Origin of the sequence: Vreelandella olivaria (assembly GCF_023507745.1) — a bacterium.
Taxonomy (GTDB): Bacteria; Pseudomonadota; Gammaproteobacteria; order Pseudomonadales; family Halomonadaceae; genus Vreelandella; species Vreelandella olivaria_A.
The window spans coordinates 23149-36590 of record NZ_JALPZO010000155.1 but is presented as its reverse complement, the minus strand read 5'-3'; the positions used below and the strand labels follow the sequence as shown (position 1 = coordinate 36590).

The 13442-nt window shown below is 54.5% G+C and carries 13 protein-coding genes; 10 read left to right on the top strand and 3 right to left on the bottom strand.

The window, feature by feature from the left end; genetic code table 11:
• Window positions 1–5: 5 nt before the first annotated feature.
• Window positions 6–962 carry a Nudix family hydrolase gene (locus HP566_RS18395; protein WP_249978770.1) on the top strand — a complete coding sequence of 319 codons (957 nt, stop codon included), beginning with the start codon at window positions 6–8 and terminating at the stop codon, window positions 960–962.
• Between the two features lie 85 nt (window positions 963–1047).
• Here the strand turns inward: HP566_RS18395 and HP566_RS18390 are convergent, their stop codons facing one another.
• Window positions 1048–1950, bottom strand: coding sequence for a carbon-nitrogen hydrolase (locus tag HP566_RS18390; protein WP_249978769.1), 903 nt, complete (start codon window positions 1948–1950; stop codon window positions 1048–1050).
• Window positions 1951–1959: 9 nt separating this feature from the next.
• Window positions 1960–3030, bottom strand: a complete 1071-nt coding sequence (locus HP566_RS18385; protein ID WP_249978768.1) for an agmatine deiminase family protein — start codon at window positions 3028–3030, stop codon at window positions 1960–1962.
• Window positions 3031–3231: 201 nt separating this feature from the next.
• On the opposite strand from HP566_RS18385, the gene HP566_RS18380 reads away from it, so the two are divergent.
• Together HP566_RS18380 and HP566_RS18375 are read left to right on the top strand one after the other, a co-directional pair.
• Entirely contained in the window at window positions 3232–4473 is a 1242-nt protein-coding gene (locus HP566_RS18380; RefSeq protein ID WP_249978767.1) for a lipoprotein-releasing ABC transporter permease subunit, read from the top strand.
• A gap of 10 nt (window positions 4474–4483) precedes the next feature.
• Window positions 4484–5200, top strand: coding sequence for an ABC transporter ATP-binding protein (locus tag HP566_RS18375; RefSeq protein WP_249978766.1), 717 nt, complete (start codon window positions 4484–4486; stop codon window positions 5198–5200).
• A gap of 11 nt (window positions 5201–5211) precedes the next feature.
• Here the strand turns inward: HP566_RS18375 and HP566_RS18370 are convergent, their stop codons facing one another.
• A complete protein-coding gene (locus HP566_RS18370; protein ID WP_249978765.1) occupies window positions 5212–5763 on the bottom strand; it encodes a DUF2062 domain-containing protein in 552 nt (183 codons plus the stop codon).
• A gap of 97 nt (window positions 5764–5860) precedes the next feature.
• On the opposite strand from HP566_RS18370, the gene HP566_RS18365 reads away from it, so the two are divergent.
• The 7 genes from HP566_RS18365 to murB are packed head-to-tail and all read left to right on the top strand — an operon-like array spanning window position 5861 to window position 13406.
• On the top strand, window positions 5861–8128 hold the full coding sequence (locus HP566_RS18365; protein ID WP_249978764.1) for a DNA internalization-related competence protein ComEC/Rec2: 2268 nt from the start codon (window positions 5861–5863) through the stop codon (window positions 8126–8128).
• Window positions 8129–8184: 56 nt separating this feature from the next.
• Window positions 8185–9921, top strand: a complete 1737-nt coding sequence (msbA, locus tag HP566_RS18360; protein WP_249978763.1) for a lipid A export permease/ATP-binding protein MsbA — start codon at window positions 8185–8187, stop codon at window positions 9919–9921.
• The gene (gene lpxK, locus HP566_RS18355; RefSeq protein WP_249978762.1) at window positions 9918–10934 is read left to right on the top strand and encodes a tetraacyldisaccharide 4'-kinase; all 1017 of its coding nucleotides are present in this window, start codon (window positions 9918–9920) and stop codon (window positions 10932–10934) included. The genes msbA and lpxK overlap by 4 nt, the downstream gene beginning before the upstream one ends.
• On the top strand, window positions 10927–11136 hold the full coding sequence (locus HP566_RS18350; protein ID WP_249978761.1) for a Trm112 family protein: 210 nt from the start codon (window positions 10927–10929) through the stop codon (window positions 11134–11136). The genes lpxK and HP566_RS18350 overlap by 8 nt, the downstream gene beginning before the upstream one ends.
• Window positions 11136–11924, top strand: coding sequence for a 3-deoxy-manno-octulosonate cytidylyltransferase (kdsB, locus tag HP566_RS18345; RefSeq protein WP_249978760.1), 789 nt, complete (start codon window positions 11136–11138; stop codon window positions 11922–11924). The genes HP566_RS18350 and kdsB overlap by 1 nt, the downstream gene beginning before the upstream one ends.
• Complete coding sequence (locus HP566_RS18340) at window positions 11921–12394, top strand: low molecular weight protein-tyrosine-phosphatase (protein WP_249978759.1); 474 nt, start codon at window positions 11921–11923, stop codon at window positions 12392–12394. Before kdsB ends, HP566_RS18340 begins: the two co-directional genes overlap by 4 nt.
• A 1-nt stretch (window position 12395) precedes the next feature.
• Window positions 12396–13406: a UDP-N-acetylmuramate dehydrogenase gene (murB, locus tag HP566_RS18335; protein ID WP_249978758.1), complete on the top strand. Its 1011-nt coding sequence runs from the start codon at window positions 12396–12398 to the stop codon at window positions 13404–13406.
• Window positions 13407–13442: the final 36 nt, after the last annotated feature.

The window sequence follows — 13442 nt, the reverse complement described above, 5'->3', positions numbered from 1 at the left end:
ACGTAATGAGTGTAATGGTAAAACGACGGGTTCATGTCGCGGCGGCTGCAATGATCAGCGCCGATCAAAAGCACGTGCTGATTGCGCGTCGTCCTTCCAACGTCGACCATGGCGGCCTGTGGGAGTTCCCAGGTGGTAAGCTGGCGCCTTATGAGACAGGGCTTGAAGGGCTGAAGCGTGAATTGCATGAAGAGTTAGGGGTTGAGATTTTACGTGCCCAACCGCTGATCCGTGTTCACCATGAGTATCCCGATAAGCATATCTTGCTGGATGTGTGGCAGGTACATGAGTTTGCAGGCGAGCCTTTTGGTCGTGAGGGCCAGGCGGTACGCTGGGTGCCGATGGATGAGCTGGTTAATTACCCTTTCCCAGCCGCGAACCTGCCGATTCTGCGTGCGGTGATGCTGCCCACGGAGTATTTGATTACCGGTGAAGAGGCGGATGATGAACACTTCGAAGCGCTGTTGGAGCGGGCTCTGCGTGAAGACAATATTCGCTTGGTTCAATTAAGGGCAAAGCAGTTGAATCAAGACGAGTATATTACGCGTGCTAAAAGCGCCTTGCGCCTATGCCGCGAGCATGGAGCCAGCTTGCTGCTGAATGGCGAGCCGGAGCTGTTGGATGAAGTGGAAGCGGATGGGATTCATCTAACCAGTGAGCGGTTGATGAAGCTTGATCGGCGGCCCATTGATGAAAATAAATGGCTATCCGCCTCGACGCACAACCAGGAGCAGCTCTCGCAAGCGGCTGTGCTCGGCTGTGATTTTGTGACCCTGTCGCCGCTGAGAACCACTCCTTCGCATCCCGAGGTGGCCCCTATGGGGTGGCATGATTTCCAGCAATTGGTAGAGCGGGCGGGCATGCCGGTATTTGCGCTGGGTGGCATGACGCGCTTTGATGCTCATCACGCCCGTGCCGTCGGCGCTCAGGGCATTGCCTCCATTCGCGATTTTTGGAAATAAGTTCGCTTTGCCCCGTTAGCTGCCAGTAAAACACAGCGCCCGCTCCTATACCGGAGCGGGCGCTGTGTTGGCCTGGGTGATGTCGTTAATCGCGATAGCGGCGGGTTAAATCACCGTAGGCGTCTATCCGCCGGTCCCGCAGGTAGGGCCAAATACGGCGCGTATTTTCGCTGCGTGCCATATCAAGGCTGACTACCAACTGCTGGGTTTCTTCACCCGCATGGGCCAGCAGTTCGCCTTGCGGGCCGCAGACAAAACTACCGCCCCAAAACTGAATGCCGTCACCCACACCTGAATGGTCGGCTTCATAACCCACCCGGTTGGCTACCAGTACCGGTAGCCCATTCGCAACACCATGTGCCCGTTGGATGATGGTCCAGGCATCTTTCTGGCGAGCTTTCTCAGCATTGTCATCGTTTGGGTCCCATCCAATAGCGGTGGGGTAGAGCAATAGATCCGCCCCCGCCAGTGCCATCAAACGGGCGGCTTCGGGATACCATTGGTCCCAACATATCAGAATGCCCAGCCGGCCGACGGACGTGTCGATAGGGGTGAATCCCTCTCCACGGGCGTCATCGTAATCGCCCGGTGTGAAGTAAAATTTCTCGTAAAACGCCGGATCGTCCGGGATATGCATTTTGCGGTATTGGCCCACTCGGCCATTAGCGCGGTCGTATACCACGGCTGTGTTGTGATAAAGCCCTGGTGCCCGTTTTTCGAACAGAGAGCCAACCAGAACAATATCCAGCTCTTTGGCAAGTGCTGCCAAATGCTGGCTGCTTGGGCCATCCAGAGGCTCGGCCAAATCAAATAGCGCAGGGTCCTCGTATTGGCAGAAATAGTGCGTGGTGTGTAGCTCCTGAAGAAGCACTAATTGAGCACCTTGCTTAACAGCATCGCGAATGCCTGCTTCGCTGGTGGCCAGGCTGCGTGCCTTATCGGGCCAGGCGGGCTGTTGAACAATCCCCACAGTGAGCGTGTGTGTCATGATGGCTCCTTACGAATTAATGCAGGCCGGGGCAAGGGTGCCTTTTGGCAATTGCATGGTTAAACAGTGCAGGCTGCCATGCTGGCGAATAACGCTGGTGCACTCAATAGGAATCAAGGTGTGTTCAGGAAACGCCAGCGCCAGCGCCTGTAGGGCGATAACATCGGCTGGGTCGCCATAGGTGGGAACTAACACCGCGTCATTGATAATCAGAAAGTTGGCATAAGTTGCCGGCAGGCGATGGCCATCATCAGGATCGAAGCATGCCTGGGGCCAGGGTAAGGGGATAAGCCGATAAGGTTCACCGTTGCGCTGGCGAAACGCTTTCAGCTCATCTTCCATGGCTGTGAGTGCTGGGTAGTGCGGATCAGTAGGGTCATCGCACCTGATGTAAGCAATGGTTGTTGGATTGCAAAAGCGCGCCAGTGTATCAATGTGACTATCGGTATCGTCGCCTTCCAGATGACCATGGGTTAACCACAGTACGCGGTCAACACCCAAGTCCTCTGCCAGCATGGCTTCAATATCTGCTTGGGAAAGTGACGGGTTACGGTTGGGATTAAGCAGGCAGGCTTCTGTTGTTAATAGTGTGCCTTCACCATCTGTTTCAATCCCCCCACCTTCCAGGATCAAATTCCGCGATACAACAGGGCAGGCCCATACCCCTGCATCTGCCAGCCATTGTGTCAGCTGATTGTCACGTTCTGCGGGGAATTTGCCACCCCAGCCGGTAAAGGTGTAGTCCAGCAGCAGTGGCCGGTTATCTTTATCGACGACGGTAATTGGCCCATGATCCCTTGCCCAGGTGTCGTCTGTGGGTGCGACAATGAGAAGCAGTTGATATTCCGGAACACCGCAGGCTCTCCAGGTGTCTGCCAGGCGATCGCGTGTTGCCTCGTCAGGTACGCTAATCAGCACGCGCTGATAGCGGGATACGGCAATCACAATGCGCTCAAGCGTTGCTTCAATACGCGACAAGAGGGGAGCCCAATCACCATCTGGGCGAGGCCAGGTAAGCTGAAGGCCATCTTGGGGGTGCCATTCCGGCAACAGGCGATGTGTCTTGGTAGCCAACGTCACAGATGCTCTTGGTTAGAAGTAAAAAAGACTTACCCCAGGGGTAAGAGGAACCGGCGCAATGTAGGGGCTTGTCCAGAAACATGCAAGCGTTACGTTACCACGGGGAACGGCTTGTCATGATGCCTATCTAACACTTCGTTTGCACATGCACCCATGCGCAAAAAACCGTACCATGGGCGCTTATTACTAAGGAATGATGCCATGCTTGATCGTTTGCCTTTTCTGGTGGGGCTGCGCTACGTGCGCGCTAAACGCCGGAACCACTTTATTTCGTTTATATCCCTGACCTCAATGCTGGGCCTGATGCTAGGTGTAGCGGTGCTTATTCTTGTTCTATCCGTAATGAATGGTTTCGATCACGAGTTGAGGACACGCATTCTTGGCATGGTGCCCCATACAAAAATTGAGTCTCCAGAAGGGATGGTGGAGTGGGAAGCGCTTGCCGACAGGTTAATCCAGCGCGAGCATGTCATTGGTGTGGCGCCTTTTGTTGAGCAACAGGGAATGTTCTCTGCCGGTGGCCGTAACCAAGGGGCTATGGTGAACGGCATCCACCCTGATTGGGAAGATCAGGTATCAATTATTGGTGAGCATATGCGTCAGGGGGCGCTGGCTGACCTGGTGCCCGGTGAATGGAATGTGGTGTTGGGCTCTATGCTGGCACGGCGTCTAGGGGTAGGCGTTGGTGACCGAGTGACCCTGCTGGTGCCTGAAGCTTCCATTACCCCTGCTGGGGTCTTTCCGCGCTTAAAGCGCTTCACTGTGAGCGGTATTTTCAGCGTGGGGGCTGATCTGGACGCTAATCTGGCCTATGCCAATATTGAAGATATGCAGACGTTGGCGAGATTGGGTGATGCCATTGGTGGGCTACGCCTTGAACTTGATGATCTGTTTTTAGCCAGCAGCGAGACACAGGCAATATTAACTGAATTAGAGTCCGGGTACCGCGGGACTGACTGGACGTTCTCTCATGGCAACCTGTTCCAGGCGATCCAGATGGAAAAGCGCATGATTGCGCTACTGCTCACGGTCATTATCGCTGTTGCCGCCTTTAATATCGTTTCCACTCTCGTTATGGTAGTGACCGATAAGCGCGCGGATATCGCAATCCTACGCACCATAGGGGCGACGCCACGCTCAATCATGGGGATATTTATTGTCCAGGGGTTGGCCATTGGATTGATAGGTATTGCCGTGGGCGTTGCTGTTGGCATTTTGCTGGCCTTGACCATCTCGGATCTGATTGGCTGGTTTGAAAGTGCGTTTGGCATCCAATTCCTGGATTCTGGTGTTTATTTCATTAGTAATTTGCCATCGCGGCTCCAGTGGGCCGATGTACGCGATATTGTTATCGCTGCCTTTGGGCTTACGTTCCTCTCAACGCTCTATCCTGCCTGGCGGGCCGCCCGTGTGCAGCCTGCGGATGTACTGCGCTATGAATAAGGATGATTTAATGACTTCAATGGCACCGCAGCCCGGGATGATTATGCTGGAATGCCAAGGCCTATCGCGGGTCTATAGTGAAGGGCCTCAGGATCTGAAGGTACTTGACCAGCTTGAGCTCCAGGTCCACGCCGGGGAGCGTGTGGCCATCGTTGGTAGCTCGGGGTCAGGCAAGACGACACTGCTAAACCTGCTGGGCGGGCTGGACCGCCCCAGTGAAGGCAGCATTGTCATCGCGGGTGAGCCACTTTCGGGGCTGAATGAAGCTGCACTCGGACGGTTTCGTAACCGTTATATTGGCTTTGTTTACCAGTTCCACCACTTATTGGCGGAGTTCACCGCCGTTGAAAACGCAGCGTTACCGCTGATTATTCGCGGTCAGTCAAAAAAAGTGGCGGAGCAGCGTGCCATGCAGATACTGGAGCGGGTTGGTATGCAGGCACGTGCTGATCATAAGCCAGGGGAACTGTCGGGTGGTGAGCGGCAGCGGGTGGCAATTGCCAGAGCGCTGGTTACTGATCCCAGCCTGGTGCTGATGGATGAGCCGACGGGTAATCTGGATCAAACCACTGCCAGCACCATTCTTGCGCTAATGGATGAGCTTGCTAAAGAGAGCGCCTGTGCCTTCGTGATTGTGACCCATGATGTAGGCCTTGCGGCCCATCAGGATCGGGTATTGAAACTTGACAGTGGCCAACTGGTTGAGCAAAAGATCACAACCGTTTAACGCTTGTATCGCTAATCATCAAATTCAGACTCGATACAAGCCCGACGCCGCCGCCTTTTCAGGCGGCGGCGTTTCCAATTGTGGGAAACATGCCAGCGCCAAATCAAGCGAATGCCAATATTGGCAACGATTGCCAGTACCACCGCAGTGAGTAGTGATCCTGCAATTAAAGGAGGCATGATGTCGTGCATTTGTTCGGCAATCCAACGCGTTGAGATACGTGATGGCGCTTCCCGAACAGGCGTACCTAACAGAAAGGTGCCTATTCGATAATTAAAGTAAAAAATGACCGGCATTGTGAGTGGGTTCGTGATCCATACCAGACCCACCGAAAGCGCCAGATTGCAACGGCTAACGCGTGCACCAAAAGCAGCCACTACCATCTGGAATGGAATTGGCAGCATGGCGCAAAATATCCCAACACTAAACGCGTTTGCAACGCTTCGGCGAGTTAACAGCCATAACCCAGGATCCGCTATCAGAGGCGCCATGAAGCGCAGTGAGCGCTGGCGTCTTAACGTATCCGGTTTAGGCATATAGCGCTGCAGGAAACGGCGCGGCATGTCATATACTCTTGCTGTTGATGCGCCCTATTATCCATATAGCGTAGTGCTTCGGCTATGCCGCGGGCGTTTAATGATCTGACACCAGGGAGAGGGGATGCAGTTAGGTGTTGCAGTTCCCGCTGCTTTAGCCGCACTCGGTGGCGTGCTGCTGGCATGGTGGAGTAGTGCTGAAGGAAGTTTTACCCCGCTACTAAGCGGGGTGTTGCTGGTTGCACTCTGGTTGCTTCAGTTTAGATACAAACTATTGATATGGTTGTTGATTGCTGGTGTGGTATTTATCAGTGTGCAGCACGAGTGGGGGCGTCGTTTGCCGGTTGGTCTCAGCGGAGAGGATGTCACTGTACAAGCGCTAGTCACTAACGTGCAGCAGGAAGAGGGCTCCTCGCGATTGCGGTTAACCATTGAAGCCTGTCAGGCACCTGATCACCTTCCCAATTGCCATGCTCTTGGTACTGTGCGGGTGAGTGCTTATGGTGAGGCAGTCTATCGGGTGGGTGAGCGTTGGCAGATGACATTACGCCTGCGCCCCCCTGGTGGTTTCGTCAACCCTGATACGTTTGATTTTGAACAGTGGTTATGGCGAGAAGGTATCCATGCCACTGGTTATGTACGTCCCGAGCCCACTCCCCAGCGCCTGGCTTTGGCAACACCTACTCTGCGCCAAATGGCGCTTGGTCTGTTGTCGAGTCAGCCCCTTGAAGCACGAACCCAGCGCTGGTTGGCCGCGCTGTCGTTAGGTGATAGTGAGCAGCTGACACAAGATGACTGGGCGCTGCTTAATGCGACGGGTACGACTCATCTCGTGGTGATTTCCGGCCTGCATGTAGGTCTTGTGGCATCTTTTACGCTGCTGTTGGCACGCTTAGTGGCGCGGGTTATCTCTCCTACCAATTGGCGGTTACGCCCATGGCCCTGGTGGGTGGCCGCCGGGGCTGCAGTAGGCTATGCCATACTGGCGGGGCTTGCGCCCCCTGCCATGCGCGCCATGGTGATGACGGTGCTAGGGCTCTGGGTGCTGAGTGGGCGTCACTCTCCAGGCCCCTGGCAAGCATGGTGGCTTGCGCTCGCATTGGTACTGGTGGCTGATCCGTTATCGTTCTGGCGCCCTGGTTTGTGGCTATCATTTATCGCGGTAGGGTGGTTAATCATTATTTGGCAAGGGAGGACACGGCCAAAAGGGTTCAGAGGGTGGTGCTGGGCCTTGGTACGTTCGCAACTGCTATTAGCTCCCTTAATGGCAGCGGCGGTGTTGCTGGCCTTTGGGCGTATTGCTCCCGCGGCACCGTTGATAAATCTGGTTGCTGTCCCCTGGGTAAGTTCTGTGATGGTGCCTGGCGCCCTGTTAGGCTGGTTACTTTCACCACTGCCTGGCGTAGGGCTGGTCATGTGGTGGTGCTTTGAGCAGGCATTAAGTGTTTTTCATCATTTATTGGTGCTCACTGTGCAGTATGTTCCGCTTTGGGAGCCATCGCCTCGACTTGTTTATCCCCTTGCGGGCAGCTTGTTATTACTATCGTTATGTTGGGGGTTGCCGGTTGTTTCAGTGTGGTTGCGTATTGGCGCCACGCTACTTACGGTCTGCTTACCTGTCTGGTTGCATGAGGACGCCTTACCCGAAGGTGTGCTGCGGGTCATTGTTTATGATGTTGGTCAGGGGCAACTGATTGAACTGCGTAGCGCCAATCATCGTATGCTGTATGACACGGGACCGCGTTTTCGCAGTGGCTTTATGCCACTTCAGACGTTATGGCCTCCAGGGCAGCGGTTTGATCAGGTCATGGTTAGCCATGCGGATACGGATCACGCAGGAGGTGTTGGCGGTCTGCTCAGTGACCACCATGTAGGCCAATGGCTTGCACCTTATGGTGAAGCGTTGCCGGTGCCCAGTATGGCCTGTGAGTATGGTCAGCAGTGGATGAGGGATGGTATTCGTTACCGGGTGTTATGGCCGCCTGCAGGCAAAAATTCGCTATCGTCCAATGATCGCTCATGTGTGCTGGAAGTCAGCGCAGGTGAGCAGCGTCTGCTAATCACAGGGGATGTGGGGCGCGATATCGAGCGGCGTTTTGTGGCAGACGTGGAGGCTCCTGTAAGTGCGCTGGTGGCAGGACATCATGGTAGTCGTACAAGCTCAGGTGTGCAGTTTGTTCAGATCAGTCGCCCAGAACATGTCATATTCAGTGCTGGGCGTGGTAATCCGTTCAACCACCCGGTGGATGAAGTCGTGCGTCGGTTTCGTCAGCAGCAGAGCTGTTTATGGAGTACAGCCCATGATGGTGCTCTGGCGTTTAGTCTTCAGGCGGATCAACCGGTGAAGGTCGTACCCTTAAGAAAATTTCAGGGTATTCGCAAGCGGTGTTGATGCGCCTCGCCTTAAGGTAGAATTCTGCGCACTGCACACTAATGCCAGGAGCGCGTGTGACTGACTCAGGTTGGATTCTTTATAAACGGTTGTTGGGCTATGTTAAACCCCACTGGCGTGCGTTTGCGTTAGCGGTAACTGGCTTTTTGATTTATGCCGCTTCCAGCACGGCGCTGGCAGAAATGATGAAACGGTTGATTGATGGCATTCAGAATCCTGATGCCGCCTTTAGGCTCTTCTTACCGTTATTCGTGGTGCTGATGTTTGCATCACGTGGCTTGGGAACCTTTTTAAGCACTTACTATATGGCCTACGTCGGGCGTTATGTGATTCACACGCTGCGTTGTAATGTATTTGCTCATCTGCTGCATTTGCCTGGCCGCTTTTTTGATCATCACTCAAGTGGACACCTGGTTTCACGGGTTACTTACCATGTTGAGCAAGTGGCGGGTGCGGCGACTAACGCGGTCACTATTATTCTGCGAGAAGGTTTGTTCGTTATCGGGCTGATAGGTTACCTGTTCTGGACGAACTGGATGCTGACGCTACTGTTCTTGGGCGTAACACCGCTGATTGCGGCAGTTGTCAGTTATGTTAGCAAGCGTTTCAGGCGTATTTCCAAGCGTATTCAGCACTCCATGGGGGATGTTACTCATGTGGCCTCTGAAGCGCTATCGGGCTATCGTGTAGTGCGCACGCATGGCGCAGAAGAGTATGAAAAGCAGCGCTTTGATCGTGTCAGCGAAGAGAACCGCCGCCAGAGCATGAAAGAAGCCATGACCCGCGCTGTCAGTTCGCCAGTAGTGCTTATGCTGGTGGCTATCTCCATGGCACTGCTGGTATGGCTGGCGATGTCGCCTGCGCTAATGGCCGATATGACCCCGGGCGAGTTTGTGGCGTTTATTACCGCTGCTGCCCTTATGATCAAACCTGTTCGTCAGCTAACCGAAGTAAACGGCGAGATACAAAAGGGGATTGCGGCCGCCTCGGAGCTGTTTGGGCTGCTGGACTTAACGCCTGAGCAGGATGAAGGCGGGGAAATCCCCCATCAGTTAACTGGGGATGTGGTTATTGATAATGTGAGTTTTCGCTACGCTGATGACCAGCCCAACGTTCTGCATAGTATCAATCTACGAGTTGCGCCTGGTGAGCTAGTGGCGATCGTCGGTCGCTCAGGAAGTGGGAAATCAACCCTGGTCAGTCTGTTACCACGTTTTTACAGTCCAAGCGAAGGCCGAATTTTGATCGATGGGGTCAATGCTAACGATTATGCCCTGGGACCGTTGCGGCAGCATATCGCCCTGGTATCCCAGCAGGTCACTCTATTTAATTCGACCATTGCCGACAATATCGCTTACGGAGTGGTAAACCCTGACCCTGCGGCGGTTGAGGCCGCAGCGCAAGCAGCCTATGCCAGTGAGTTTATTGAAAAACTGCCCAACGGCTATGCCACGGTTGTTGGAGAGAATGGTGTGATGTTGTCAGGTGGCCAGCGGCAGCGACTGGCAATTGCCAGGGCCATTTTCAAGGATGCCCCCATTCTGATCCTGGATGAAGCAACTTCGGCACTGGATACCGAGTCAGAGCGTTATATTCAAAAAGCCCTTGAGCGTGTCTGTGAAGGTCGTACTACTTTGGTAATTGCCCATCGACTCTCAACGATTGAGCGCGCTGATCGCATTCTGGTGATGGATCAGGGGCGTGTGATTGAGGAGGGGACTCATCAGACGTTATTAGAGGCGGGAGGTGCCTATGCAGCCCTGCATCAGCTACAGTTTCAGGAGAGTGAATGAACCGGGCGCAGCACTGGTTGACGGCAGCTTACAGCGGCAGCCGGTGGCTGGTTCCCCTCTATCCGCTTGGTATTTTATACCGTTATCTTATGTCGCGGCGCGAAAGAGCTTACCTCCATGGGGGAAAAACCGTTTGGCAAGCGCCGGTGCCCGTTATTGTGGTGGGCAATATCACCTTAGGGGGAACCGGAAAGTCGCCACTGGTGGCATGGCTGTCGCATTGGCTGGTGAGCCAAGGGTGGCGTCCTGGTATCGTCACGCGTGGATATGGCGGTAAGGGGGCGCACTACCCCCTATTGGTAACTGCGTCTACCGACCCTGCTATCAGCGGCGATGAGCCTGTTATGCTGGCTCAGCAGACAGGGCTTTGCGTGGTGGCGGATCCCCAGCGAGTGCGGGGCGCCAGAGAACTGGTCGGGCGTGGCTGCAATATTATTATCAGCGATGATGGCTTGCAGCATTTGGCGTTAGGTCGAGATATTGAACTCGTTGTCGTGGATGGCGCGCGCGGTCTGGGCAATGAGCGCTGTCTGCCCGCAGGCCCTCTGCGGGAAGCTTCTGATCGTTTGAGCCGTGTAGACGCTGTTATTGTGAATGGAGACCTGTCCAAGCCGCTACCGGTACCTACAACGCCTATGCAACTCTGTCCACAGCGCTGGCGTTGCCTGGAGGATAACCACGCCAGGGAACTCACTCCGCTCCCTTTTACATTGCCCGTGAATGCGGTGGCGGGCATTGGTCACCCGGAACGTTTTTTTAATACGTTGCGTGGATTGGGTATTGAAGGCGATATGCGTCCACTTGCGGACCACCAGCGCTTTGATGCAGAGGTATTCCGCTTTGATGAACAGCGGCCTGTGGTGATGACGGCTAAAGATGCAGTGAAATGCCGAGATATTGCACCAGCGGATAGCTGGGTTTTAGAGGTGGAAGCGGTGCTTCCGCCAGAGTTTGAACACTGGTTGGCAGTTAAGCTGTCAGCGCTTTCCGAAAGGGGATGCACTCATGGATAAGGAATTGCTGGCGATGCTGGTTTGCCCGCTTTGTAATGGCAAGCTCAAATACGATCGCGAGGCACCGGAATTGCTTTGTTATTACGATGGTCTTGCTTACCCCATTCAGGATGGCATTCCGGTGATGCTTCCTGAGGAGGCGCGGGAAATGGATGCCGATGAAAAATTACCCACCTCTCCAGGCCGAACAGGAGAAGCGTAATGGCCATTGCGGAGCCAGGTTTCATTGCTGTTGTTCCCGCCCGCTATGGCTCTAGCCGGCTTCCTGGTAAACCGTTGCTGGATATAGCGGGTGAGCCAATGGTTGCCCACGTGTGGCGCCGTGCATGTCAAAGTCAGGCTCGTCAGGTTGTGGTGGCTACGGATGACGAACGGATTAGAGATGTCATGCTGCCTTATGGTGCCGAGGTGGTAATGACCCGTAGTGATCACCTCTCGGGGACAGATCGTCTGGCAGAAGTGGCCGAGCAATTGGCTCTTGGCGATGAGCAACTGGTGGTGAATGTGCAGGGGGATGAGCCGTTAATTCCGCCCGTGCTGATTGATCAGGTCGCGCTTCGTTTGGCGGATGATCCTGAGGCAGCCATTGCCACGCTTGCGGAGCCGATTAGCGACGTGGAAACGCTCTTTAACGCCAACGTCGTTAAGGTGGTGCGTTCTCTGCAGGGGCGGGCGCTCTATTTTTCCCGTGCCCCGATTCCATGGGATCGGGAGCATTTCAAGGCCCAGCCTGCGCTGCTTGAAACGGATGCTTGGCTGCGTCATATCGGTATTTATGCTTATCGGGCTGGCTTTTTGTCAGCTTACCGCACACTTGCACCCTCCAGCCTGGAGCAGCTTGAGCAATTGGAGCAGTTGCGCGCCTTGCAGCATGGTTATGCCATCCAAGTGGCGCTTGCCAGTACCGTCAACCCGCCCGGGGTAGATACCGCTGAAGACCTTGAGCGTGTCAGAGCGATTTTGACGAAGGCAGGGAAGGGGGCTGAATGAAGAAGCGCATACTATTTGTATGTTTAGGCAATATTTGTCGCTCCCCAACCGCAGAAGGTGTTTTTCAGCGTGCAGTGGACGACGCTGGGTTGAGTGATTTCATCAGGGTTGATTCATGTGGTGTCGGGCATTGGCATGTTGGTAAGGCACCGGATGAGCGTGCGCAGCTGGCAGCCAAGCGTCGTGGTATTGATATCAGTTGCTTGCGTGCCCGACAACTCAGTGCCAATGACTTTCTGGTGTTTGATTATGTACTGGCGATGGACCGCGATAACCTGAGCGCAATGCGAGCACTTCAGCCCCCGGAAAGCCAAGCGCGCGTGGGACTCTTTTTAGCTTTTGCCGGTATGCCGGATGCCGAAGTACCTGATCCCTACTACGGGGGAGAAGAAGGATTTGAAGCGGTTTTGGATATGATTCAGAAAGCTTCAGAAGGGCTCATTGCCGAGTTGATAAATGGGCGCCAGTAGTATGACCACCCTCCAGCAGAGCGTCGATCTCACACGCTCTAATACATTGCGGTTACCTTGTCATGTGGATTGGTACGCCGCTCCTCAAACCCTGAGTGGCTTGCAGGCAGTGATGCACGAAGCTGCCAACAGGCGGTGGCCTGTTACCCTGTTGGGTGGGGGAAGTAATGTGCTGCTGCCTCCTCAACTACATGGAATTGCCATTCGCCCGTCATTTCAGCATTGGTGGCTGGAAAGCTGTGGCAATGATGTGGTGGCCTACGTGGGGGCGGGGGTGAACTGGCACTCCCTGGTGATGAGGCTGGCTGAGCGTGGCCTATGGGGACTCGAAAACCTGGCGCTTATTCCCGGCAACTGTGGCGCCGCACCGATTCAGAATATCGGGGCCTACGGCGTGGAGCTCAAGGATGTTCTGTTAGGGGTTCAGGTCGTTGGCCTCAAGTCGGGCAATCTGCGCTGGATGGATAGAGTCTCATGTCAATTCGGCTATCGTGATAGTATTTTTAAGCATCAGTTGGCTGATAAAGTCGTCATTACCCAGCTTGCACTGCGTTTATCCAGGCAGCCTGCTCCCAGGCTCCATTATGGGGACCTTGCTTCAAGAGTGCCTGCATCGCCAAATCCCTTGGCAGTCGCCAACGCGGTTTGCACTATTCGACAGGAGAAGCTGCCTGATCCGCAGCAGCTTGCCAATGCCGGTAGCTTCTTTAAAAATCCACTGGTTAGCAATGCCCAGGCAGCTCGTTTGCTTCAGACATACCCTGATATGCCACATTTCCCCCAACCGGAAGGGTTGACCAAGCTGGCGGCAGGCTGGTTGATTGACCAGTGCGGGCTAAAGGGGGGGCGTGAGGGAGCATTTGGCGTTCATGAGCGCCAGGCGCTTGTGATTGTGCATTTTGGCGGTGGTGATCGTCGTGAATTATTGCAATTTGCCGGGCGTATTATCCAGGTGGTATTGGATCGCTTTAACATTGAACTTGAGCCTGAGCCTCGGCTGATACAGGCATAAATAGACAGCGATAGCCCGAAAAAAACCCCGCCGTAG